Here is a 24,656-nt window from a genome sequence, read left to right as displayed (position 1 = left end):
CAAAGTCCCAGCCGGCGGTCCAGGGGCAACCCCAGCGTTCCCATTTCCGGGACGCATGAGCGCGTGCGTCCCGTGCGCAATTTTCACCAAGTGGCCTTGGGATCAGCTGGTTACAAGTCCCGGCGTTGCACGGCATGACACCCGCCGCGCCCCACACCCCTTCAGGAAATGACTTCGGGAATGAGCTCCAAGGACTTCGCATTGCCCCGCAACCCCGTAGTGACGCACGGACTGCGTCGCAGGGAGTTCCTCGCCTTCACCACGGGAGCACTGGCTGTCAGCGCGCTCTCCGGCTGCGTGCCTCGCGCGACCGGCGGCACCTCCGCGCAGCAGGGTGGTGCGTTGGACGCGGCGGCCTACCACGCCTCCCGGCGCTACCTCGACAGTCGCTTCGGGCGAATCGCCTACGTCGAGCGCGGCACGGGTGAGGCCGCGTTGTTCCTTCACGGCTTCCCGTTGAACAGCTTCCAGTGGCGCGGCGCCATCGAGCGGCTGTCGCCGTACCGGCGTTGTGTCGCTCCTGATTTCATGGGGCTCGGATACACCGAGGTCGCGGAGGGTCAGAGCTACGCGCCCGAGGCCCAGGTGGACATGCTCGTCGAGTTGCTCGACAGGCTCGCCATCAAGTCGGTCGACGTCATCGCCAACGACAGTGGGGGCGCCATCGCGCAACTCCTCGTCACCCGGCATCCGGAGCGCGTGCGGACGCTGCTGCTGACGAACTGCGATGTGGAGAGTGAGTGCCCGCCCGCCGCGGTGCTGCCCGTCATCGAGATGGCACGCAAGGGCGAGTACGTGGATGCGTGGCTTGCGCCGTGGCTCGCGGACAAGGCGCTCGCGCGCTCCGAGAAGGGCTTCGGGGGCATGTGCTACTCGAATCCCTCCCAGCCCACGGACGAGGCCATCGAGTACTACTTCGCGCCCCTCGTGCGTTCGCCGCGCGGCAAGGCGCAGGCGCATGCGTACACACTCGGGCTGGAGGCCAACGCGTTGGCGGGCATCGGGCCGGCGCTCCAGAAGTGCACCGTGCCCACGCGCATCCTCTGGGGAACGGGCGACACCATCTTCTCGCAGTCGAGCGCCGACTACCTGGACCAGACGTTCGGCGCCTCGCGAGGTGTGCGGCGCGTGCCCGGCGCGAAGCTCTTCTTCCCCGAGGAGTACCCGGACCTCATCGCCGAGGAGGCGCGTCGCCTCTGGGGCGTGGGCTGACGCGACACGCGGGAGCCCGGCGCGGACGGACGCCGGGATTCGTGCCTCAAGTCACTTCCTCTCGAAGCGAGCTCCCGAGGGGTTCGCTTCATGAAGAGGCGAGTCTCTGAGGCAACCTGCGAGAGCCCGGCGCGGATGAACGCCGGGATTCGTGCCTCAAGTCACTTCTCTCGAAGCGAGCTCCCGAGGGGTTCGCTTCATGAAGAGGCGCGTCTCTGAGGCAACCCGCGAGAACCCGGCGCGGACGAACGCCGGGCTGTCGTGGTGCGCTTTACTTCACCTGGAAGCGAGCCTCGGAGGGGCTCGCGCCACCCGAGCGCTGCACGCCGCGCCCCGGGTTGGCCGCCAGGTGCTCCAGCACCTTGAACACCGTCTCCACCTCGTCGGGCTGGCCGATGTCGTTGGCGAGCTGCTCGGCCGAACGCGCCGATGCACGCGCATCCAGCAGGCGCGCCGTGAGCTTCTTCTGCAGCTCCAGCACGCTCGTCGCCGCCTTCTTGCCCGCCTCCACGCCCGGCTGGTGGTACGCGTTGATGTGCACCAGGCTCGCGTACAGACCCACCGCGCGCTCGTAGAGGGCAATCAGCGCGCCCACCGTGCGCGCGCTCACGTCCGGAACCGTGAGGGTGATGGACTCGCGGCCCTTCTCGAACAGCGCGCGGCGCGTGCCCAGCATGAAGCCCAGCAGGTAGTCCCCGCTGGTGATGCCGCGCTCCACTTCCATCGACTCGCCGTCGCGGTCCTTCAGCACCTCGATGAAGGTGGCGAAGAAGTTCGGCACGCCCTCGCGCAGCTGCTGCACATACGCGTGCTGGTCCGTGGAGCCCTTGTTCCCGTAGACGGCGATGCCCTGGTTCACCACCTTGCCGTCCAGGTCCTTCTCCTTGCCCAGCGACTCCATGACGAGCTGCTGGAGGTACCGCGACATCAGGAGCAGACGGTCCTTGTACGGCAGGATGACCATGTCCTTCAGGCCCTTGCCGTCGCCCGCGTGGAACCACATCAGCGCCAGCAGCGCCGCCGGGTTCTTCACCGCGTCACGCTGCCGCGTCGCCACGTCCATCTCCCGGGCGCCCGCCAGCATCGCGTCGATGTCCAGGCCCTGGAGCCGCGCGGGCAGCAGGCCCACCGCCGACATCACCGACGTGCGTCCGCCAACCCAGTCCCACATCGGGAAGGTGCGCAGCCAGCCCTGCTTCTTCGCGTGTGTGTCCAGCTCGCTGCCCGCGCCCGTGACGGCCACCGCGTGCTTGCTGAAGGTGAGCCCCTGCTCCACATAGGCGCGCTCGGCCTCCAGCATGCCGTTGTGCGTCTCCTTCGTGCCGCCGGACTTACTGATGACCACCGTCAGCGTCTCGGCCAGCTGGGCGCCGAGCTGTCCCAGCACCCGGTCCATCCCATCCGGGTCCGTGTTGTCGAAGAAGGACACCCGCAGCTTGTCGTCCCGCGACGTCAGCGCGTCCGCCACCAACTGCGGCCCGAGCGCCGAGCCGCCGATGCCCACCAACAGCAGATGCGTGAAGCGCTGCGCCTTCTGCGGCTTCAGCTTCCCGTCATGCACGTCGCGCGCGAAGGCGTGGACGGCGGCCACCGTGTCGGTGACGTCCTTGGAGAGCGCGGGCTCCGGGGCCAGTTCGGGGGCGCGCAGCCAGTAGTGGCCCACGCGGCGGTTCTCATCCGGGTTCGCGATGGCGCCCTTCTCCAGCGCCTCCATCTGGGAGAAGGCTTCCTCCAGGCGCGGACGCATCCGCTCCAGATAGTCCGCGGCGAAGCCCATGCGCGAGACGTCGAGGGAGAACCCCAGCGACGGGACGACGCTCAGATACCGCTGGTACCGCTCCCACAGCTCACGCTCGGTCATGACTCGTCCTCCTCCTGGGGGTGCTCGCGCGAAAAAAGTGCCGGCTGGCTTAGCGCCTCCGCTCGCGTGAGGGAAGCCGAACACGCGCGCGACGCGAGGACTCGACACCCGGGAAGGGCGCAGTGCTCAACACCCGCCACTCCCCAGGGAGTCAGGGGCACCCCTGGAGGGTCTTCACCTCAGGCGGAAGGGCGCACCGGCTCCGTCGCCGGAGGACTGCCGGGCGGCGCACTTCGCTCGTCCGGTTTCCACGCGGGATTGCGGAAGACGTAGCTCAGTCGCTGCTTCAATGAGCCCGGCTTCATCGCATCCCTGGCGATGGCGAAGAACTCGTGGAACGCGATGCGCAGCGGGTTGTACGTCTGGAGGTTCTTCGTCAGGCCGTAGACGGGCTTCTCACCCTCGGGTTCGAAGGTGCCGAACATCCGGTCCCAGATGATGAGGATGCCCGCGTAGTTCTTGTCGAGGTAGCGCGGGTTGGACGCGTGGTGCACGCGGTGGTGCGACGGCGTGTTGAGCACCCACTCCAGCGGACGCGGCAGCCTGTGGATGGCCTCGGTGTGAATCCAGTACTGGTAGAGCAGGCTCACCGACTGCTGGACGACAATCATCACCGGGGAGAAGCCGAGCAGCGCCAGCGGCGCCCAGAACACCCAGCCCGTGGGGTTGGTCCACGTCTGCCGCAGCGCCGTGGTCAGGTTGTAGTGCTGACTGGAGTGGTGCACCACGTGCGACGCCCAGAAGAAGCGGCTCTCGTGGTGGACGCGATGGAACCAGTAGTAGCAGAGGTCCTCCGCGAAGAAGAGCAGCACCCAGGCCAGCACCCCCGTGCCCACGCGCAGCGGCGTCAGGTTGTAGAGCGCCAGGTAGCCGGCGAAGGCGATGCCCTTCCAGACCACGTTGATGAACACGTTGCCCAGGCCCATGGAGAGACTGGCGGCCGAGTCCTTCAGGGTATGTCCCGCCACCTCGCGGCCTTCGTCACGCAGCTTCTTTACCCACAGCGCCTCGGCCACCACCGTCAGGATGAAGACGGGGATGGCGGGAGTGATGAGGTCGGGAATGTGTACGGCGTCCATGGGACACCTCCATCGTGATGCTCAGGAGCGGTGGCGTTGGCGCGGTCGACGTGTCGAAGGTGGAGAGAAAGCACTGCGCATGAAGCGGGTGAGGGCATCGAGCATGCGGCGGTGGGCCGGGTCATCCGGACGCGCGCTTCCCCCGACGGCCGCGCCCTGCACGGCGTCCAGCGCCAGCTCCACCACGGAGTCGAACTCCGGGTAGGCGGTCGCCGCCTCGGGGAACAGCTCGCGCGCCACCCGGTGAAGGTTCTCCCGGTGCGGCCCATCCACCGCGGCCAGCGCCACCTGGAGCGCCGTGTCCGTGCGCGCGGCCACATACAACTCGATGGCCGCTTGAAGCTCTGGCCGCTGGTACGCGGCCCACAACATGTCCACGGCGGAGGCGATGCGGTCCTTGCTCGACGGCCGCGCGCCGACACCGGCCAGGTAGTCCTGGATGATTCGCGGGAAGAGGTGCTCCACCGCCGCGGCGAGCAGCTCCTCCTTCGTATCGAAGTGCGTGAAGAGCGCGCCCTGGGACACGCCCGCTCGCTTCGCGACCTCCACCGTCGTCAGGCGCGCGTGCCCCGCGTCCACCAACGTGTCGATGGTGGCGTCCAGCAGCTTGCGGCGCGTCGTCTCGCGGCGCTCCTGCTGCGTGCGGCGGGGAGGGCGGGGTGGCCCTTCAGTAGGGGATGCGCTCTTCACGGCCATCTGCCGAAAGCATAACTCCGATGTTAATGAGTGACCAGTCACTATGTCGCGGCTGCTGGTGAGGGAGGGTGATCCACGGTGCCACCCACGGTGGCGCAGGTGAGACACGAGGGCGCCGTCGTCCGCGCGAGGCTCGCCTGGGCATTTTCGCGGCGCCTCGTCGAGCAGGCGAGGAGACAGGTGCCCGCCCGCTGGAGGCGGACTCGTCACTCGACGTCGAGGGCGTCAGGCCCCACGGACGAGCGAGCGGGCCATGGGGTCCCTGGTGATAGGCCACGCGGGCGCGAGATAATTGGTCCAGGAAATACCCCTGCCACTTGTCTCCGTTGTCCGCCGGCCCGATATGAACCTTTCCTCCGCTCTCCTTGTCGGCTCCCTCCTGGCCACGGCGCCAGCGGTTACCAACTCGATTGCCTCCCCTGTGGGCGACATGCCCGAGGTCGGCGTTCCGTTCGCGTGTGGGCGCATCCACACGGTGAGCCAGGGACACGACACAGGCAGTCACCAACACAACGACACGTATGCGTGGGACTTCCGGATGCCGGAAGGGACGCCCATCGTCGCCGCGCGTGAAGGTGTGGTGCGGCTGGCTCGCGGCGACAGCTCGAAGGGCGGGTGCGACGAGAAGTTCGCGCCCTACGCCAACTACGTCGTCCTCTCACATGGGGACGGGCTGGAGACGCAGTACCTGCACTTCAGCGCCGTGGTGGTGAAGCCCGGCGAGAGCGTGAAGGAGGGGCAGCTCATCGGCTTCTCCGGCTCCACCGGCTGGGCGTGTGGCGCGCACCTGCACTTCAAGGTGGCGCGTGAGGTGGGCAAGGGTTGGAACAACCCGTCCGTGCCCGCGCGCATCGCTGGCTATGGAGACCCGGTGCGCGAGACGCGCGTGGCCGCGCCCATCTGCCGTGACTCCGGTCGCGACACGCTCATGGCCGCGACGGAGGGCTCGCACACGCCGGGTCAGCCGGTGGTGTCCATGTCACCGGAGCGCCAGGATGCGCCGCGCGGCCTCCCGCCCGGGGCGAAGGCCATCATCGACGGCCTCTCCCAGCCGCCCGCCCAGGGTGGCCAGGGCCTCGACGAAGCGCGTGCGCCCGCCGGCGCCCGCACGGCGAGCGGCCCCAGCGAGACTCGCTGAGGCCAGCATCGCGCCTGCTCCGGCGAGCAGCGCGAAGAGGGCTCCCGCGTTGACGAAGTAGTCGAGCGGCAACAGGGGGCCCTCCACGTAGGCACGCACCACGCGGTAGCCCACGTGTCCCAGCAGCACGAGCAGCGGCAGGTTGATGAGCGGCAGCACCAGCCAGCGCGCGGTGCGCCACCAGCCCGCCACCGCTTCCGCCACGCCCGTCGTCGCGGTGTAGCGCCACGCAGCGGCCCGAGCCGCGCGCACCTCCTCCAACATCGCGTCCACATCCGGCACGCCGAGCACCGACGGCTCCAGGCCTCCGGCTCGCGCCACGCTGCGCGCCTCGGCCAGCGCGGTGCGCGCCGCGGACTCCACGCCGAAGTCGTCGTCGAAGGGCTCAATCACCGCGCTCTCCGCGGCCCGCGCGCGTGTGTGTCCGCGAACCGCGTCCACCACCGTGGAGGCCGCCGCCACCGCGAGTCCCGCGGGAAGGCTGCGTCGGCTCACCAGCGCCGCCGCGCCCAGGCCGCTCGCGCCCCACAGGGAGAGGCGCAGGCCCCACGCCGCCGGGCCCCAGAAGCGGCCTCCCGCCTGTCGTCGCACTTCCGCCGCGAGGTGTCCGTGGGCCAGGCGCAGTCGCGCGTCGAAGTCCTCGCGCAGTCCGTCGGAGGCCTTCGCCAGGCCGGAGTCCAGCGCGGCGCGAGTCCGAGCGAGCAGTGCATCGGTCTCGTCGAGCGCGGCCTTCACGCGGGTGGACACTTCCTCCAAGGCGCCCATCGCGTTGCCACGTCGCACGCGCGCGGCGATGGCCTGGGTGGCGAGCCCGCGCAGGTGGAAGAGCAGCGGGCCGAACTCGCCGGACACGTCGCGGCCTTCCTTGGCGGCCAGCGCGCTGATGGCGAAGACAGGGACGTCTTGAGGGGGAAGGCCGAACTGCTCGGCGGCGACGCGGCGCACCTGTGCCTTGAGCGTGTCGCGAGACTCGGGTGACAGCTCGTCCGCGAAGTTGAGGATGAAGACGAGCGCGCGGCGGCGAGCGAACTCCGCGAGGAACTCCACCTGCGTGGCCTCCGCGACGCTGCCCCGGTGCATGACGACGAGCGCCACGTCCGCGCGTTCGAGCGCGGCGCGAGCCACATCGCGATGCGTGGTGGCCACGCTGTTGAGGTCAGGGGTGTCGATGAACACCTGTCCGCCCCAGAGGGCCTGGGGGCCGGGCACGTACCGCGCCACGCGAGCGCCCGTCTGGGCGAGGGTGTCCGCCGCGGCGCCTTCTGGGGCGAAGACGGTGGCGGCGGTGCTGGTGGGGCGGTCCACGCCCTCGCGGGACAGGGGTTGTCCGGCCAGGGCGTTGAGGAGGGTGGATTTTCCCGCGCCGGTGGCGCCCACGAGCGCGACGGAGAGCGGAGCGTCCCTGCTCGCGACGCCGCGCGCGTAGTCGTCCACGAGGCGCTCCAACCGCGCCGCATGCGGCTGGAGCGGTGGCAGTTCCAGGGCGGTCTTCAAGAGGGACCGCAAGGCTTCGGGTTCGGGCAGGCTCGTCTCGTCCACGTGAGGGGCAGCCTGTCCTGGCGTCGCGCGGAGGGCCAGCGCGAATGTGACGAGGCGTGCGCCAGCGTTCAATGGCGGGACGTGGTGTGGCGGTCATGCGTGGGGGAGGGGTAGAAGCGGAGGGGTCATGGAACTCTTCCTCATGTCGCCCCCGGGGCGAGGCTGGGCGTTGCGAGGGCGGAACAACTTCCGCAGTCGCGAGGCGGGGCAGGTGGATGCGCGCAAGGCCCGGCGTGAGTGGCTGGAGCTGGCGCGGGCCATCGAGGCTCGTGGTGGCACGGTGGTGGCGTTGTCGTCGCCGTCGGAGCTGTTGACGGGCATGCCGTACGCGGCGGAGTGCGGCCAGGTGGTCGCGCGCGAGGGCGCGGCGCCGGGGTTCGTGTTGCCTCGGATGATGAGCGCGCACCGTCAGGCGGAGAAGGAACACTGGGCTTCGTTGGCGCGGCGCATGGGGTTCGAGGTGATGGAGCCGGGCGAGGGCATCTGGGAGGCCCATGGCGACGTGGCGCACTTCGACGGGGCCACGCTGTTGTTCTGGGGTGGGCGCACGACACTGGAGGGATTGGAGGCCGCGGCGCGCTGGATTCCAGGCGAGGTGGTGCGCGTGCAGGTCCGCGAGCCCGCGTTTCACGGCAACATGGCCTTGCTGCCGTTGCCCGCCGTGGACCGGATGCTGGTGTGTCCGGACGTCATCGCCGCCGAGTCGTATGCGCTGCTGCGCGAGCGCTTCGGTGAGCAGCGGTTGCTCACGGTGACGGAGGACGAGATTCGTCGCTATGCCACCAATGGGTTGCCGGTGGGGAGGGACTTGCTTGCGCCGTCCGTGGTGCCGGAGGCGGTGAAGGCGCGGGTGGCGGCGCTGGGGATGGGGGTGGTGTCGCTCGACATGAGCGAGCTGTGTGAGAAGGGCGGAGGTTCCTCGCGTTGTCTCGTGTCGCGGGCGTGGGTGGACGACGGCGCCGTGAGGATTCCGGACGAGGCGAGACTGTCGGCGGTGGCGAAGGACATCGAAGCCGATGCGTGACACCGAAGCACTGGCGAGGCAGGCCGAGGCATTCTTCTCCGCGCATCCGGGGGTGTCGCTCATGGCACTGGGCGCGGGTGAACACGCGGAGTCGATGGACCTGTCGCCCTTGGGGTTGCCGGCGACGTATCTGCCCGCTGAGCGCAATCTGGAGCTGGCGACGCAGTATCTGGCGTTGAACCAGTTCGCCTTTGGCGGGATTGGTGTGCCGCGTTGGGTGTTGTCGGACCTGTATCTGATGCCGGGAGCGATTGGGTTGCTGCGCTGTCCCGCGCGGATGTTGAAGCCGGAGCTGCGCGCGCACCTGGGGCTCGCGGATGAGGAGCCGGCCATCGGCGCGGCGTACTACGCGGCGCCGTCGATGACGCCGGGGCTGTTCATCGGCGTGTCGTTGTTGAGTTTCCTGCCGGGGACGGGGGCGGGGGCCTGGGTGAAGACGCTGACATTGCGCATGCTGCGTGCGACGCGGCTGCGTGGCGTGGCTCAGTGGGACAATCCGAGTGTGCGCGTCCACGCGCGACTGGGGCCCTTGCGACTGGTGGGCCGTGTTCCCGGGGGACACGAGTACGGCGAGCGGACCTTCGTCTACGAGACGGACGTGTCCGACGGCGCGCGCGTGGCGGAGGCGATGGAGCGTCGACTGTCGTTGGATCCGACGAGGCGCATCGCCGTCACGGACCTGCCGGCACTGAGCGCGCTGTTGGACCGCGCGGAAGCGGGAGAGGCGCTGTACCTCGTCCCGCCAGGTGTCCAGGACGGCCACGTGTTGGTTCGCGAGGGCGCGCACTGAGCCGTCCTCGTTGGTGACTCGGGGACTTCAGTCTCAGGGTGACGGTGCGGCAGGAGCGTCCATGTCTTCCTGCAGCGCACGCCGCAGCGCATTCGCGCCATCCGAAAGGATGGGCTCTCCGTGCGCGAAGCAGACGATGTCTATGACGGCCAGGTGGTCCAGGATGCGCTGGACGCTCTGTCGGGTGCGAAGGGGCTCGTCCTGGTACTCGCTGGGGATGAACTCCGGCGTGCCGCTGCCCTCGTGGGTCAACAGGTCGGAGATGAAGGCAATGCCTCGCGGATGCTTCTGCATCCACAGCGTGTACATGGCCACCGCGGGACCGGGCGTATGGAAGGGGAGCAGTCCCCCCGGAAGCGTGTCGCCCGCCACGTAGATGAAGTCGGGCTTGTCCTCCAGCCCGTATGCATTCTCCGGCGCCCACACCGGAGCGCCGAACGCCTTGCGGAAGCGCCACGCCGAACGCTGGTGATTCCCCGCCGTCAACAGGATGGCGGAGATGTCACCCAGTCCCCGCAGCACCGCTTCGTCGATGGGCAGTGGGTCGATGAGGATGACCGCCCCATCGTCATCCACCACCGCGTAGGCATCGCTGCGCGTGCCGCCGATGCGGTTGTCATTCAAGGTCCAGTGGTGGATGCCAGGCGCCACCTCGACCAGTCGCTTTGCCTTCCCCTTCGGCTCGCTCATGCCGTGAAAGCTAGGCACCCCGCTCCGATGTCCAGGGCCTCCCACGAGATGCCGCGCTTGCTCGCTCGGCACCCCGGCCCCGGAGCGGCCACCGCCTCCGCGCCAAAGGGCGGCCAACTCCACCCGCCGACTCCATGCTTCAGCCATGGTGGGTTCTCACACGCACGGACGTGTCGCCGCCCGGGAGTGGCTCACGCGTCCGCCACCGCTGCTGCTCTACGACGCCGACTGCGGCTTCTGCCGCCGCTGGGTGGCGCGCTGGGCACAGCACACCGAAGGACGCGTCCGTTTCCTCCCAGGCCGTAGTTGGCTCCTCCTGCTGCTCGGCATCCCGCGACGGAACATGCGTCGCGCCACGCAGCTCGTGGAGCCTTCGGGCCGCGTGTCGCAGGGCGCGGAGGCGGTCTTCCGCGCGCTTACCCGGTCGCCCCGCTGGCTGACGCACGGCATGGCGAGAGTGGGGCTGCTGCCCGGAGTGCTGGGCCTGTCCCAGGCTGCCTACGGCGTCATCGCTCGCAATCGCCGCGCGGCATCACGGGTGGACCGCTGGCTCTTCGGCCGCACCGTGGCACCGCGAGACCTCCGCCAGGTGCGCTGGCTCTTCCTCCGGTTGATGGGCGGCACGTTCCTCATCGCCTTCACGTCCTTGCGAGGACAGGTATTGGGGTTGTTCGGCTCGCGAGGCATCCGCCCCGTGAAGGACCTGGTCAGCGAGGAACGGCGACAGGCCGAACCCGCGCGCGAGCGCTGGCGACGACTGCCCACGGTGTTCTGGTTCGGCGCTTCCGACGCGGCGCTGGTGCGGGGCTGCACGCTGGGTCAGCTCCTCTCCCTCGCGGTCCTCTTCAACGTCGCGCCCCGCAGCGCGCTGGCCCTGTTGTGGGGCCTGTATCTCTCCTATGCGGCGGTGGGCCGGGAGTTCCTCTCGTTCCAGTGGGACGTCCTGTTGCTGGAGATGGGCCTGCTGTCCGCGCTCACCGCTCCACCAGGACTGCGCCCGGGCCTGGGCCGTGCGTCACCCGGTGCGTTGGACGTGTTCCTCTTCCGACTGCTCGTGTTCCGCCTCTACTTCGGCTCGGGTGTCAGCAAGTGGCAGTCGGGGGACAGGACGTGGCGCGAGCTGACAGCCTGTCGGCACTACTACGAGACAGCGCCCCTGCCCACGCGCGGCGGCTGGTACGCACACCACCTGCCCGAGCCACTCCAGAAGGCTTCGACAGCGATGGTGCTCGCGCTGGAAGCCGGTGTGCCGCTCCTCGTCTTCACACCCCGTCGACCCAGACAGCTCGCCTTCGGAGCCTTCTCCGCGTTGCAGGCCGCCATCGCCGCCACGGGCAACTATGGCTTCTTCAATCTCCAGTCCCTGGCGTTGGGAGTGTGGCTGCTGGATGACGCCGCCCTGCGACGAATGCTTCCGTTCCTTCCCGAGGGCCCACCTCCGGCGCGCTCGCGGACGCACTGGAGTGGAGTCCTGCTCACGCCGCTCCTCCTGCTCGGCGCCGCTGACATCCTCCTGCGCTTCGAGCGAGGTGCACGACTCCCGGAGCAAGTGCTCCGTCCCCTGACGTGGCTGCACGGCTGTGCGCGCCCGCTGCGCTCCGTGAATCGCTATGGCCTGTTCAGCGTGATGACGGTGGAGCGACCGGAAATCGTCGTCGAAGGTTCCAACGACGGCGAGCACTGGGAGCCCTATCGCTTTCGCTACAAGGTGGGCGACGTCGACCAGCCGCCGAAGCAGGTGGCCCCACACCAACCTCGCCTCGACTGGCAGATGTGGTTCGCCGCGCTCTCCTCTCCGCCGAGCTGGTTCATCGCCTTCCTGGCTCGACTGCTCGAAGGCGCTCCCGAGGTGCTGGGATTGCTCGAGCGCAATCCCTTCCCGGACGCGCCGCCCCGGCAGGTTCGCGCGGTGCTCCATGACTACCGGATGACAGGAGCGGAGGAGCGTCGGCGCACGGGAGCGTGGTGGACGCGAGAGCGCCGGGGCCTCTACGTCCAGCCGCTGGCCCTGGCGCCGGGGCCTCGTCCCACGGGCAGCATGCCGCGCCTGAGGTGGCTCGCGCCGGCGGGGTAGACGACACCCTGAACTGGAGCGAGCGCTCGTTCTGGCCGAGCAGGGGGGCGATGCGCAGGAGGCCGCGCGCATCCACTACGACGTGGGGCGTCTGCTCGGTGCGGGGGGCAGGGCAGACGAGGCGCGTGAGCGATTGGAGCGGGCCCGGGAGCGCGCCCGACTCGCTGGGTGGCGCGAGGGCGAAGCCCTGGCAACCCAGTCCCTGGGGCACTGGGCGCCCACGCGCCTCGTTCATGAAAGACAACCTTCATTTGGTGGTGCTTGGATTCTGGCTTTAGTGTCGTGGAGGGACTCCAATGAATTGCCAGCCATGCCCACTCCCGCTCCCAGAGGTCAGACAATAGCTCCAGGCGCCGTGGGGTTGCCCGCGCTCTCGCCGGGGGACGCCGCGACGGAGGTGGGCCACGCGCTGAACAAGGTGCTGGGCGCCTATCGCTTCTACGCGGAGGGGCATGCCGCGCTGGTGGAAGTCCAACAGCGATTGAGCGAAGCGGTGCGGCGCTACCACGAGGTGACGAGCGAGGCGGTGGTGCTGCACGTTCGCTCCTCGGCGCTGCTCCTGGGAGACGTGGTGCTCGTGGAGTCGGCGTCCGCGAAGGACTCGGTGACGCGGCCCCTCTTCCTGGAAGGTGTACAGGAGGTGCTGCTGCAACCGGGTTTGGATTCGGAGGAGCTGAGCGCCTTCCTGGGGATGTGGCACCGCGCGCTACAGCGCACGCTGCCTCCGGAGTACGACTTCTATACGTGGTTCTGGGAGCGGGGCTTCGAGGACATCGAGCTCGTCGTCGCGGAGGTGCCCGCGTCGGCGGAGACGGGCGAGTCCGCGCAGGCCGAAGCCCAGTTGGCCGAGCGCGAGGAGCAGCTCTTCGCGGAGCTCACGCGGCGCCAGTCCTCGGGCTCCGGCCGCCGTCGGCCCGTGGGACACGACGAGTGGCTGGCGCGACTGGAGGCGGAGGTGCTGGCCCCTGTCCGCGCACAGGACCTGGTGCGCTCTGAAGCGCCGGCCTTCGCGGGCGCGAGCGACACGGAGCTGGCGGAGCTGCGAGCCCTGCTGGAGCGCGAGCGGGGCGGCGAAGGCGTGCACGAGCGGAGCCTGTGGGTGGTGTGGGGCCTGCTCGCGGTGTGTCGCGAGGAGGAGCGCTCGGAGCTCCTGGCGTGGATGGAGGAGCTGCTCTCCAGCCTCGTCTCGAATGGCCGCTGGACGGAGCTGTCGCAGGTGGTGCAGGGCATGACGCGGGATGCTCGGGCCTCGGACGCGCGCACGCCGGACCTCTATGCCGTCACGCGGCTGTTCTTCCGGGAGAAGACGCGCTTCGCGCTGGCCCAGGCCACCGCCCAGCCGGGCTTGCTGCTGCGCGTGTTGGAGCTGGTGAGCGCGCTGCCTCGGGATGCGCTCCAGGGCGTCACGGACCTGCTCTTCGAGCTGCCCTCGCCCGAGGCCCGTGGGGCCCTGGCGAAGCTGCTCGTGCGCCGGGGCATCTCGCTGAACATCCTGGTGGCGCGGGCCTCGTCCCTGGGCGAGGCGGACCTGGACTGGGTGCAGTTCCTGCGCGAGTCGGGACCGGAGTCGCTGCCGTTGACGGCGGCCCTGCTGGGACATCCCCGACCGGAGGTTCGCGCGGCGCTGCTGTCCCGGCTGAGTCCTCGCGACGTGGAGGCCCAGCGCTCGCCGCTCCTGAAGCTCCTGGCGGACCCCGCGGTGGGAGTGCGTGGCGCGGCGCTCGTGTTGCTGGTGCGCTACGGAGTGGATGCGGCGGTGGGGCCGTTGGTGTCCCGGCTCGATGCGCGGATGGAGCTGCGCGAGCGCATGGCCGTGCTGCGCGCGCTCGCGGACCTGGGAGGCCCCATCGCTGGCGCTGCGCTGCGCTCTTCCTTCGAGCGAGCGCAGGACATCGAGCTGAAGACCCACTGCGCGCGCTGCATCGGCATCCTCGGAGACCCGAGGGCCCGGCCGTTGTTGGAGGCGGTGGCGAACAAGCTCTTCGCGCCGCGCAATCTGAAACAGGCCTGTCGGGAAGCGCTGGCGCAACTGGCCCCGGTGGGCTGAAGCCGACGGACGGACGTCGGGGGACGCGGAGACATGGACACGTCGACGACACGGGAGGACGCGGCAGAGGTGGGCCCGAGGCTCATGGGCGTCGTCGTTCGGTGTCTGAACACGGTGTCCTTGCACGACGTGGACAACGCGGGCGTGAAGGAGGCGCTCGAGGAGCTGGGCTCGCTGCTGGACGCGGAGCTGCGGGGACAGAAGTCAGTGGAGCTCCAGTGCGTGGGCGGCATCCCCTTCCTCAACGGCGCGAGGATGAAGCTGGGTGAGGAGCATCTGGAGACGGCCGTCTCGCTGCGGCGCTACCTGGAGCATCTCCAGGTGCAGGAAATCTCCTTCGGCTCGGGCCTGCGTCGCGAACACCTGCGGGCCTTCCTCGTCGCCTTCCAGAAGCACCGGCGCGCGCAGAAGCCGCAGGCCATCCTCCAGGAGAAGCTGGGGCCCATCCGCCTGCGCGACGTGTTGTCGTCCACGAACGTGCTGACCCCGCGCGAGGTGATGCTCCGCTACTACGCACGGCTCGTCGTCCTCCTCAAGCATGTCATCACCTCGCAGGGGCAGGTGCGCGTCGAGCGCTTCCGCCGCGTGCTGTTGCGCCTGGCCGAGTCCTCCGTGGGCCATGAGTCGCTCCTGGTGGGCCTCACGCGCTTTCGCCGGACGGACGTGGATGGGGGGCAGCACGGAGCGGCGGTGGCGGTGCTGTCGCTGTTGATGGCGCGGCGGATGGGGCTGTCGCGCGCGCAGCAGTTGGACCTGGCCCTCAGCGGGCTGTTCCATGACCTGGGGCGGGGGGCCACCACGCTCGCGCCGGAGCAGGAGTTCGACCGCGCCTCCCATGAGTTGCTGGCGCGGCGGGGCCCGCTGAAGACGGCGCTCCGGCTGTTGCAGCGCCCGTTGGACGCCAGTCGCCTGGAGCGTGTCGTGGCCGCGCACGACTGCCTCCAGCCGGCGTGGAGTGGACCGGTGCAGCGGCCGGTGGGGTTGGCGGGGCGGCTGCTCGCGGTGCCCTGTGCCTTCGACCTGCTGACGTTCCCCGCGCCGCCTCATCCTGGGCTGGCACCGGACACGGCGCTGCGGCTCATCACCCACCGGGCGGGCACCCGGTTCGATGCGAGGGTGGTCCGCCTGTTCACCGCGGTGGCCGGCTTCTACCCGGTGGGGACGCTGGTGCGCCTGTCTGGGGGGCAGTTGGGCGTGGTGATGGATGTGCCCACGGATTCGGCGCAGGCAGCCAGACCCCGCGTCCGGGTCATCCAGGGGGCAGGGAAGACGAAGGCGGACTACGTCGTCGACCTCGCGGAGCCCGGGCAGCGGCTCAACATCGTCGCGTCCCTCGATTCCACCGAGAGTGACTTCAACGTCCCCCACTTCCTCTTCTCCTGAGGGGGCGAGCGGATACCGCCTGTCTGGACGAGTGCCTTGCGGACGGCATCGGGCGCGGAGGCCGTGAGAAGAGGGCCTCGCGGTTCACACGTGGGGCGAGGGGCGTGGTTAAAATGGGCGCTACTCCCACCCCGCTTCGTTGTCTGTCTCCGCCGCCGTGAAGACGCCGCGTTTCCTATTTCGTTCCGTGCTTGTTCTCGCGCTCGGCCTCTTGGGCGCATGTGGGCCGTCGCCCGAGTCCCTGACCTTCCAGCCGCTGGAGTCGAAGTTCCTGCGCACGCCGGGGCAGAACGTGAAGTTGGACTACACGGTCCTCGATGCCGAGGGTCAGCGCATGTCCGAGCCGAAGCTGCGGTGGACCAGCTCCGCGACGGATGTGGCGCTGGTGCAGGACGGCGTGGTGACGGTGCGCAAGTCCGGCAAGACGGTCATCGGCGTGACGGGGGGCAAGGTGCGTGAGGCCCTGCCGTTGGACCTGATCATCCTGAACTCGTTGGATGTGCGCGCGCCGGGTGCCGACTTCATGGAAGTGGGCCGCGTCATCAAGATGCGCGTGGTGGCGCGCAATGAGCAGGGCGCGTCGCTTCCTGACGCCGTGCCGGAGTTCCGTTCGTCGGACGAGTCGGTCGCGCGGGTAGAGGAGGGACAGTTGGTGGCGGTGAAGCCCGGCTCGGCCACGGTGAGCGCGAGCCTGGGGCATCTGGCTCGGCACATCGCCGTCCAGGTGGTGCCCGCGGACTTCGCGCGCCTGGGCCTCAACCTCACCCACCATCAGTTCCAGCGTCCGGGGCAGTCGGTGTTGCTCCTGGCGCGGGCCTTCAATCGCAACGGCGTGGTGCTCGACAGCGTGCCGCTGGAGTGGTTCACGTCGGACGCAGCCGTGGTGTCGGTGTCCCAGGACGGCCGGGTGACGGCGGTGGGGCAGGGGCGCGCGGTGGTCTCCGTTGTCGCCGGTCGCCGCCGCTCCGCCGCGGAGTTCGTCGTTCCCTGACGGTGGTGCGGGGCCCCTCGGTGGAGACCGCCCGTGCCGTGGATGCCGGCGGCTTCCGCGTGCGCGCGAGTCGCTTCGTAGGTTCGTGACGCCTCGCTGAGGGGCGCGGCGTGCGGCGGATGCTGTCGGAGCCCGCGCCGCCGCGCTTACGGCTTCGGCGCGGCGGGGCTGGCCTTGGGGCTTGGCGCCTTCGTACGGGGGCGCTTGCCCTTCTTTTCGGACGGGTCCTCGGGGCAGGGCGGACGCGGGCCATCGCTGGGCGGTTGGATGGTGAAGTCGACGCGGCGGTTGAGCGCCATGCCTTCTTCCGTCACGTTGTCGGACAGCGGCCGGCTGCGACCGAAGCCCTGCGAACACACCCGCTCCGCCGCCACGCCGCTCTGGATGAGGAAGCGCATCACGCTGGACGCACGCCGACGCGACAGGTCCAGGTTGTACGCATCGCTCGCGCGGGCATCCGTGTGGCCTTCCACCAACACCCGGTCCATCTCCGGGTTCTCGTTCATCACCCGGGCGACCTCCTCCAGAATCGGGAAGGACTCGGAGAGGATGACGTCCTGGTCCGTGGCGAAGTTCACCTGCTCCAGGATGACAATCTTGTTCCCGTCGCGGCGCGCGAGCGGGCACCCATCACGGCCACGGCTTCCCGCCGGCTGGTCCGCGCACCTGTCGAGCCGGTCCACCGTGCCGTCGCCGTCGCGGTCCGTGTCCGGGCAGCCCGCGTTCTCCACGGGGCCGGGCACATCCGGGCACTTGTCGCCCACGCCAATCACCGAGTCGCCATCCGGGTCCACCGGCGGAGGAGGCGGCGGTGCCGGCTCGGGCGGCTCCTTGAAGCGCTCCAGCGCCTCCCACTCGCGCGTCTTCGCCGGAATCCAGATGATGGACGTGAAGAGGCTCAGCGTGGGCGACGCGAGCGAGCAGCCACAGCCCGCGCCGCCGCCGAAGGTGAACGTCACGCCCGTGGAGCTGTACCAGCGCAGGCCGATGAGCAGCTCCGCGGGAATCTGTCGCTCTGTTCCAGGAGCCTTCTTCAGCCCCACCGCGCCGTTCACCATGGCGAGCGCGGTGATGCCGCTGCCTCGGAGGATGGGCACCTCGGTGCCGAGGCCGAAGGGCGCCATGTCACCCAGCGCCACGCCGTCGAACACGCGGTCCGGCCGCTTCCAGAAGCCGCCGTTGAACGCCAGCAGGATGCCGTTGCCGAAGCGGTAGTCCAGCACGAGCCCGGGGGCCCACGTCATCTCGCCCTCGCCGGCGAACGCGTCCTGCGCGCCCGTGGGGAAGGACACGTTGAGCGTCAGCGCGGCGCCCCAGCCCTTGCCCTCGGCGGGACGGCGAAGGCCCGGGATGGCCACCTTGCCGGAGAGGCGCAAGTCACCGAGCACGAAGCTCTCCACGCTTCCCTCGGTGCCGATGACCTCCAGGTTCTGTCCGCCCTGGGCGAGGATGAGCGGCAGGTCCACGCCAATCTCGCCCCAGTCGAACAGGCCCACCATGGCCATGACGTCGAGCTGGAGGCGGTTGCCCACCAGGCTGATCTTCTCGAGGTCTCCGCCCTCGGGCACCAGCGTGAGGGGGTTGAGCGAGTAGCTGAAGTACGGCCCGAAGGCCACGGACATGTGTGACAGCGGACGGGACTGGGTGACGACAACCAGGTCCTGCGGCGCCGCGGACGGGCGGAACAGCTGCACGTCGAAGCGGGCGTCCGGCTGGGCGGAGGCGAGGGTTGCCCCTCCGAGCGCCAGGAGGAGGAGCGGCAGGTGGAAGGGTTTCATCGGACGCGGCGCTGGGAGCGGAGGAGCAGGAGGCCCGCGGCGAGCAGGACGAGGATGGTGGCGCTGCCAGCCGGAGTGGCGTCGGCGGCGGTGCCGCAGCAGAAGGCGCCGCCCTGTGGGTCGGTGCCGGGCTTGCGTCGGCCTCGCTCGCACTCCTGCGTCTTGGCCGAGCAGTGCTGGACGCCGAGGCAGTCGCCGCTGTCCTCGCACGAAGAGGAGCAGGTGTTGTTGGTGAGGTCGCAGGTGCCGCCGCAGGGGCAGTGCGCGTCGGCGAAACACTGGACGCACGCTTCGCCATCGCAGACGAGGCCCGCGTCACAGGTCACCGCGCAGGCGCCGGCGTTCTCACAGGTGCGCGTCGTGGGGTTGCACTGGCCGCTGCCGCAGTCGTCATTGCTCCTGCAGCCGACGCAGGTGCTGTTCTGGACCGAGCCATCCGAGAGACAGAAGGGTGCGTCCGTCTCGCAGGCTTCGCAGCGCGAGCCGCAGTGGCGGTCGGTGGTGCAGGTGCTGCACTCGCCGCTGAGACAGAACTGGCCGTCGCCACATTCCAGGTCGGTGCGGCACTGAACGCAGACCTCGCCGTCGAGGCAGAAGGGGCGCTCGCCAGGGCACTTGGCGCAGGCGGGGCCGCAGGCATCGGCGGTGTTGCACTCGGGCAGCGTGGTGACGCAGGTGCCGTTGAGCGGATCGCACTTCTGACCGTTAGCGCACTGGTCATCGGTGGTGCACTCGACGCAGGAGGGAGACCCGCCGGCGGTCAGTGCGGAGCACTGGGTGCCATTGGGGCAGCAGTTGCAGGAGTTGCCGGCGCACTGGTCATCGGTGGCGCAGGGGGCGCACTGGTGATTGGTGCAGACTTCACCGCGGACGCACTGCGAATCGTCGTTGCACTCGCGGCACTGGTTGATGTCGGTCGCGCAGACCTGGCCATCGGGGCAGTGCTCATCGTCGGTGCAGGGGACGCAGGTGGCGGTGGGCTCGTCGCAGACGGCGCCCGGGCAGTCCGCGTCGTCGTTGCAGCCCGAGCACTGGTTCGTTCCGAGGTCGCAGCGGCCGGTGTTCGGGCAGTCGTTGTCGTCGTTGCAGCCTCGGCAGGTGTTGTCGCTCAGGTCGCAGCGGCCGTTGGTCGGGCAGTCGTCGTCGCCGTTGCATCCTCGGCAGATGTTGTCGCTCAGGTCGCAGCGGCCGTTGGGGCACTGGCTATCATCCGTGCACTGCACGCATTGCGTGTTGCCGTTGATGTTGGCGCAGAGGGGCGTGGATTGACCGCAGGGAGAGCAGGCCGCGCCGCAGCGGAGCGAGGAGTCGCAAGGGGCGCACAGGGCCGCGGAGTTGCAGTGGTAGTAGGGATCACAGCCGCCGTTGTTCTGGGCGTTGACGTTGGCGCGGATGCACTGCTCGCAGCGGTTGGGGTCCGTCGAATAGGACGGGATGCCGTTCTCCGTCTGGAAGAACTGCGCGGGCTGGAGCAGTTGGAAGTTGGAGCTGTACAGGTTGATGATCGGCGGAACGTTGGCTGCTCGCTCGAAGTCCGTGAAGGCTCCTACGAGCATCGACATCTCCAGCGCGGCGTGCTCCGTCACCTGGGCGTACAGAATCTCAACGGCGTAGAGCCCTGACTGGGCGAAGGTCACGCTGTTGGTTGTTCGCCATGTGGCGGCGCCGAGTTGTGGCGGTCGGTTGATGACCGTATAGGCCTGAGCACGGTCATAGACGACCAGACTGACGGCATCGTCCGAGTAGTACCCAAGATGCAGTGTCTGGCCTACGAGGCTAGCGGGGATGTTCAAGTAGCCGCGAAAGCGGGAGACGAATGGTGTCAACGCATCATTGTCGTTGATGACGTTGAAACTGCATCCACCGGTGGAGCAGCCAGGCATGGTGACCTGACCCACGAAGTCGCCGAAGCTGAGCGTGCGACCATCGTTGAGGTTGTTCGACAGATCGAACGGCGTGCGCAGCACGGTCGTGATGCGGTTCTGCTTGCTGGCGGGCTCCTCGAAGAACCCGTTGATGCCGTCGAGGAATGTGCCACGCGTCTGCGGAAACTCGCCTGGGGTCCGCGTCCACACGTTGGACGCAACGCACAGGCCCTGGCCGCTCTCGCTCAGCGCGGGGGCAATAGGCGGACCAGCGACGGTGACGTCCGGTAGCTTCTGGGCCCACGCAGAGGGGGCCACGAGGCACACCGCGAGGGCAGCGAGCGCGAATCGCGCGATGCGGAACAAGGGGGATTTCAAGGCCGCGCCAGCATGCTGGAAGCCTCTGACAAACTCAATTCTCCGGCCATCTGTGCGTCCACGGTGCCATGTGACGTGAGAGGTCAGGCTCCGGACAGCAAACCTGTGCCTCTACCGACACAGGTTGCAGCTGTTATCCAGAACAGCCCGAAAATCCCGGCCCGGCGTCGTGTGCGCAAGACCCCTACTGGCCGGTTCGGTCCTCGGAACGCCCGGCGTCAGGCCCCAGGGCCCAGGCGACCTGCGGGGCCGGCTCCAGCTGGCTCTAGCATCGATAAGAACTCCTCCACGATGCGCTCGGCGGCAAAGCGCTCTCGAACGAATCGAGCCCCTGCTTCCCCCATCGCCCGCCGACGAGCTGGCGCCATGTCCGCCATGTTCAGCAGTGCTTCACGCCAGGCCGCGACGTCTCCAGGAGGAACCAGTCCACCGGTCTCTCCCTCCCGCAGGGTTTCTGGCAATCCTCCAATGCGGCTGGCGAGCACTGGGACTCCGCACGCCTGAGCCTCGATGGAGACACGCCCGAAGGGTTCCATCCACTCAGATGGCATGGTGGCTACGTCCATGGCGGCATAGAGGGAGCGCATATCGCTCGTCCATCCGCGCAGGAGGTGTCGGTGGTGGAACTCTGGCGCAAGAGCCGCTCTCAATCGCGGATGCGCTGCCTCCTCGCCCACCCAAAGTGCGCGCAGCCCAGGTCGAAGTGGCATGGCCTGATTCAGGGCCTCGGCCAGTCGGAACGCTCCCTTTTCTGGCTTCAGCGCGCCAACGAATCCGATGAGCACTTCGTCAGCGCTCACTCCAAGAGCGCGACGCGCCTCCGCCCTTCGTTCTTCATCTGGGCGGAAGTAGCCAACGTCCAACGGATTGTAGAGGAGCCGAACCCGTTCGAAGGCAACACCTTGCTCTACCAGATTCGAGCGCATGGACTCCGAGACCGCGATGAATCGGTGCGCCCAGCGGGGTAGCAGCAGGCGGGACATAGGCTTGAGTCGGCTGTTGAGATGGCGGAAGAGCGCGACCGGTGTGCCGGTCATCCCCCCCAGCATCAGCAGCGGCCAGTACTCATGTCCGAAGCTGCCCACCAACCACTGGGGCCGCGTACGGCGGATGGCGCGCAGCACGCTGCGCATCCCCCTCACATCCGCCGCGTTTCGGAAGACGCCGGGCTCGACGGCGAGCCCATGGGACTCCAACTCCCTGGCGATGAAGCCCCCCTCTCGCGCGACGGTGACCACCCCGTGGCCAGCCTGGGCAATTGCGCGCACCAGGCTGACCAGGTGGGTCTCTGTTCCCCGGGCGCCAAGGCTGGTACCCACGAAGACGAAGTTCATGGCTCCAGCACACCATGGGTTCTCCTCCTTTTCGAGGAGAACCGAGGCTCATATCGGGAGCAGGGCGCGACTCCCCCTGTCCCCACTATTCCTTGATGTGCACGCGGACCACCTGCATGCGGTGGTCCGAGAGGAACGTGGGTTCGTAGATAGGCTCATCGAAAGCCGTGTAGGCGTCGACAATCGCGAACCCCGGCGTGCTCATCCCCAGCCAGATCTGGTCAAGGTTGTAGCGGGGCAGAAGCTCCGGCGTCACCTCGCAGCCCGCCACCATGCAGAAATGCTTGTACGGTGGTTGAAAGTAGAGGGAGTCCCATTCCGCGCGAATGTAGGTATAGGGCGGGTCGTCTTTGTAGACGGGCGCATTGAAGTCACCCGCGATGATGGAGGGAGGGCCTGGCGGACGCATCACCAACATCACTTCATCCATTTCCTGTCGGCGATAGGTGAATTCATTCAGGTCTCGCTCCTCGGCGACGCTGGTCGCGATGAGGTGAAGATTCGCAATCCGAGGATTGAATCCGCCCATGTCCATCACCACGTAGTGCCATCGATGAACGTAGTCCCTGAGTGGCTGCGAAAAAGGGACCACCACGTTCTGCGCGATGGGGAACCTGCTGAAGATGGCCAGATCGTTGTTCCCAGAGAGGGCTCGGTATCGAGAGAGCTCTCGGAGCCAGGGCTGCATCAGGAGACGTGAAACGGTGTCTTCGCTGGTCTCCTGAAAGAGGACAATGTCCACTCTGTGATCGGGTTCCAAGTACATGGCGAGCATGTCGGCACTGTCCTGGTTCGCCATGTTCTTGCCGTTGCGGATGTTGAATGTCGCGACCTTGAATGACTGGACGAACACATACCGGCGCAGTGGCGTCTTCAGGACGTTGTTGTTGCCGTCGGTGGCCTGTGCCGTGAGCGCGAGGTCGATGCGGTAGGGCAAAAGGCCGGGCGCGCAGCGGGTCTCCTCCGTATACGACTTGAACGTCGCTGCGAGGGAGACGGTGCGCGAGGGAGAGGCTGTCGCGGCGCTGTTCTCATTCGAGAGAGGGAACGTCTGCGCCGAGCGCGTCTCGGTGCTGTAGACACTGCGGCGAGGCGACATGCACCAGACAGTGAGTTCGCCGGTGAGCTTGACGGATTTGACTCCCCGATTGGGGTCTTCCGCCGTCGCAGTGAAAGTCAGACTCTTTTGCGCCTGGGTAAATAGATACGTGGGAAACGGGTCTGTCGTGGCGGCGTCCGGGACGCCCACGACGGTTTTCTCCTTTCCTGCCCCAATCCCGCTCGTCACGTACCGGAGACCCATGGGCGGCGTCTCGTAGCAGGCCGGGGTGGGCGCACACTCACTCCACTCCCTGTTGCTGCATGTTGAAGTTCCCGCACATCCTTCGAAGGTGCAGGTTGTTGTCTGTCCTTCGGGGCATGAGGCTTCAGCGATCCGGGCGGTCAGGAACGTAGCAAGGCAGATACCCACCAGAAGCCCGGTCTTGGTGGACGCGTTCGAGCGCTGGTGGGGAGAGTTGTCACTGGGAGATTTCACTTTGACTTTCCGCCACGTGTCTCTGAAATGGCTGGGTGGCTGTTGAAGAGACGACGGTTTCGCGGCGGTCTGACAAATGATTGTCGGCCAGACCAGGCGCTGTGGATAGGCAGTGGAAGGAATTGCTATGCGCGACGGCAGGCCGCGTCACCATCCTGGGAGCGGATGAACGCGGCGGTCAGCTCGGTGCCGACGGCGGCGCCCAGGACCTCGTACGTGCGCCGACGTGCTCCGCCCACGACGGACGGTTGATGCGCGAGCGACTCCGGGTGCCGCACGAAGATGTTGTACCCGACGATGCACCCATCCGCGCGAAGCACGGTGATTCCATCCGTCGCCATCATTCCGCGCAGAAGCTGCCCGGTGGCTCGCACCGCCGTGGCCGCCGAGTCGGTCGGGTCCACGTGATACCGGTCCAGCAGCGCCACGATATCCAATGGGCGCGGCAGGATGATGCCGTCCACGAAGAGCGTGGAGCCCGCGCGCTCCCGGGGCAGCACCGCCACCAGCGCCCCATGGGACGACTGCATCACCTCGAAGAGCACGCGCCGGAAGAACCCTCGGGCTCGCTCCAGACTGGCGCTCGCCACGCCATCCGTGATGGCCTCCGCCAATTCGTTGAGCACCGCGGGAGGTGACGCCCCCTCCACGCGCGCACCCGACAGGTACACGTGCCGGCACAGCCCGCCACCCGCGCGCAGCTCCAGCATGTTGTCCGCGAGCTGGAGCACACCCACGACACCCGCCTGCGCCTCCTCCGTCCGCCGCAGTCGCTCCAGCGGTGACTCCGCGAGCGGAAACGGGTCCGTGCGGAACACGCCGTAGGCGAAGCCCTCCGGCACCCGCAGCAGGTACAGCGCCCACCACCGACCCTGCCCCAACGGCGCGCACTGCTTGAGGGCTCGCTGGACGGTGGCGCGTGAGCGGGGCCCGATGCCGATGGCGATGGGGTCCTTGCCGCCCAGCAGCGCGAGCATCTGCCCCAGGTCGTCCCCCATGAAGGCCATGGGGAACAGCGGTGCGCCTTCCTCGCGGTAGCGCGACAGCGTGACGATGAGCTCGCCGATGGAGTCGGCCGTCTGCGCGCACGACATCCCCGCCTCATCCAGGAACGTACCGACAGCGTCGGTCAGCAGGTGGCGGAAGGAAAGGACGGGAGGTGGGGAGCCCGGTGCTCCGGGGTCCGAGCCATTCATGACGCTCGCAGCATGGCGCATTGTCGCCGCACACGCACGGACCG

At 68.5% G+C, this 24,656-nt stretch carries 17 protein-coding genes and 1 pseudogene; 8 read left to right on the top strand and 10 right to left on the bottom strand.

The window, feature by feature from the left end:
- Nucleotides 1–180 precede the first annotated feature (180 nt).
- A complete protein-coding gene (locus tag HUA78_RS09550) occupies nt 181–1,212 on the top strand; it encodes an alpha/beta fold hydrolase (RefSeq protein ID WP_174460759.1) in 1,032 nt (343 codons plus the stop codon).
- Nucleotides 1,213–1,483: 271 nt separating this feature from the next.
- On the opposite strand, the gene HUA78_RS09545 is transcribed toward HUA78_RS09550, so the two are convergent.
- From HUA78_RS09545 to HUA78_RS09535, 3 genes are all read right to left on the bottom strand, one after another.
- Nucleotides 1,484–3,073, bottom strand: a complete 1,590-nt coding sequence (locus HUA78_RS09545; RefSeq protein WP_174476116.1) for a glucose-6-phosphate isomerase — start codon at nt 3,071–3,073, stop codon at nt 1,484–1,486.
- Between the two features lie 179 nt (nt 3,074–3,252).
- The gene (locus HUA78_RS09540) at nt 3,253–4,152 is read right to left on the bottom strand and encodes a sterol desaturase family protein (RefSeq protein WP_174453971.1); all 900 of its coding nucleotides are present in this window, start codon (nt 4,150–4,152) and stop codon (nt 3,253–3,255) included.
- A gap of 21 nt (nt 4,153–4,173) precedes the next feature.
- Entirely contained in the window at nt 4,174–4,848 is a 675-nt protein-coding gene (locus tag HUA78_RS09535; RefSeq protein WP_141648158.1) for a TetR/AcrR family transcriptional regulator, read from the bottom strand.
- 343 nt (nt 4,849–5,191) lie between these two features.
- On the opposite strand from HUA78_RS09535, the pseudogene HUA78_RS47235 reads away from it, so the two are divergent.
- A pseudogene (locus HUA78_RS47235) lies at nt 5,192–5,644 on the top strand (M23 family metallopeptidase); the annotation flags it as partial.
- Between the two features lie 183 nt (nt 5,645–5,827).
- Here HUA78_RS47235 and HUA78_RS09525 read toward each other — a convergent pair.
- Nucleotides 5,828–7,525, bottom strand: coding sequence for a GTPase (locus HUA78_RS09525; RefSeq protein ID WP_174476115.1), 1,698 nt, complete (start codon nt 7,523–7,525; stop codon nt 5,828–5,830).
- Between the two features lie 127 nt (nt 7,526–7,652).
- Between HUA78_RS09525 and HUA78_RS09520 the strand changes: the two genes are divergently transcribed.
- The gene (locus tag HUA78_RS09520) at nt 7,653–8,549 is read left to right on the top strand and encodes a dimethylarginine dimethylaminohydrolase family protein (protein ID WP_174453974.1); all 897 of its coding nucleotides are present in this window, start codon (nt 7,653–7,655) and stop codon (nt 8,547–8,549) included.
- Nucleotides 8,542–9,339: a hypothetical protein gene (locus tag HUA78_RS09515; protein WP_174476114.1), complete on the top strand. Its 798-nt coding sequence runs from the start codon at nt 8,542–8,544 to the stop codon at nt 9,337–9,339. Before HUA78_RS09520 ends, HUA78_RS09515 begins: the two co-directional genes overlap by 8 nt.
- A gap of 33 nt (nt 9,340–9,372) precedes the next feature.
- Here the strand turns inward: HUA78_RS09515 and HUA78_RS09510 are convergent, their stop codons facing one another.
- Nucleotides 9,373–10,029 (bottom strand): MBL fold metallo-hydrolase, encoded by a 657-nt coding sequence (locus tag HUA78_RS09510; protein WP_174453977.1) that lies wholly within the window; start codon nt 10,027–10,029, stop codon nt 9,373–9,375.
- A 145-nt stretch (nt 10,030–10,174) separates the two neighbouring features.
- On the opposite strand from HUA78_RS09510, the gene HUA78_RS09505 reads away from it, so the two are divergent.
- From HUA78_RS09505 to HUA78_RS09490, 4 genes are all read left to right on the top strand, one after another.
- Nucleotides 10,175–12,103, top strand: a complete 1,929-nt coding sequence (locus HUA78_RS09505; protein WP_174476113.1) for a lipase maturation factor family protein — start codon at nt 10,175–10,177, stop codon at nt 12,101–12,103.
- Between the two features lie 310 nt (nt 12,104–12,413).
- Nucleotides 12,414–14,150 (top strand): HEAT repeat domain-containing protein, encoded by a 1,737-nt coding sequence (locus HUA78_RS09500; RefSeq protein ID WP_174476112.1) that lies wholly within the window; start codon nt 12,414–12,416, stop codon nt 14,148–14,150.
- Between the two features lie 84 nt (nt 14,151–14,234).
- Complete coding sequence (locus HUA78_RS09495; protein ID WP_174453981.1) at nt 14,235–15,533, top strand: HD-GYP domain-containing protein; 1,299 nt, start codon at nt 14,235–14,237, stop codon at nt 15,531–15,533.
- A gap of 157 nt (nt 15,534–15,690) precedes the next feature.
- Complete coding sequence (locus HUA78_RS09490; protein WP_141643668.1) at nt 15,691–16,524, top strand: Ig-like domain-containing protein; 834 nt, start codon at nt 15,691–15,693, stop codon at nt 16,522–16,524.
- Between the two features lie 146 nt (nt 16,525–16,670).
- Here HUA78_RS09490 and traB read toward each other — a convergent pair whose 3' ends face one another.
- The 5 genes from traB to HUA78_RS09465 form a co-directional block, all read right to left on the bottom strand.
- Complete coding sequence (traB, locus tag HUA78_RS09485) at nt 16,671–18,302, bottom strand: outer membrane exchange protein TraB (RefSeq protein ID WP_174476111.1); 1,632 nt, start codon at nt 18,300–18,302, stop codon at nt 16,671–16,673.
- The gene (gene traA, locus HUA78_RS09480) at nt 18,299–20,485 is read right to left on the bottom strand and encodes an outer membrane exchange protein TraA family protein (RefSeq protein WP_371745535.1); all 2,187 of its coding nucleotides are present in this window, start codon (nt 20,483–20,485) and stop codon (nt 18,299–18,301) included. The genes traB and traA overlap by 4 nt, the downstream gene beginning before the upstream one ends.
- Nucleotides 20,486–20,763: 278 nt before the next feature.
- Nucleotides 20,764–21,879, bottom strand: a complete 1,116-nt coding sequence (locus HUA78_RS09475) for a glycosyltransferase family 4 protein (RefSeq protein ID WP_174476109.1) — start codon at nt 21,877–21,879, stop codon at nt 20,764–20,766.
- 85 nt (nt 21,880–21,964) lie between these two features.
- A complete protein-coding gene (locus tag HUA78_RS46310; RefSeq protein WP_174476108.1) occupies nt 21,965–23,128 on the bottom strand; it encodes an endonuclease/exonuclease/phosphatase family protein in 1,164 nt (387 codons plus the stop codon).
- A 413-nt stretch (nt 23,129–23,541) separates the two neighbouring features.
- Complete coding sequence (locus tag HUA78_RS09465; protein ID WP_174476107.1) at nt 23,542–24,612, bottom strand: hypothetical protein; 1,071 nt, start codon at nt 24,610–24,612, stop codon at nt 23,542–23,544.
- Nucleotides 24,613–24,656 lie beyond the last annotated feature (44 nt).

This window comes from Myxococcus sp. CA033 (assembly GCF_013336625.1).
GTDB lineage: Bacteria > Myxococcota > Myxococcia > Myxococcales > Myxococcaceae > Myxococcus > Myxococcus llanfairpwllgwyngyllgogerychwyrndrobwllllantysiliogogogochensis.
This window is presented reverse-complemented; position numbering and strand designations above follow the sequence as displayed.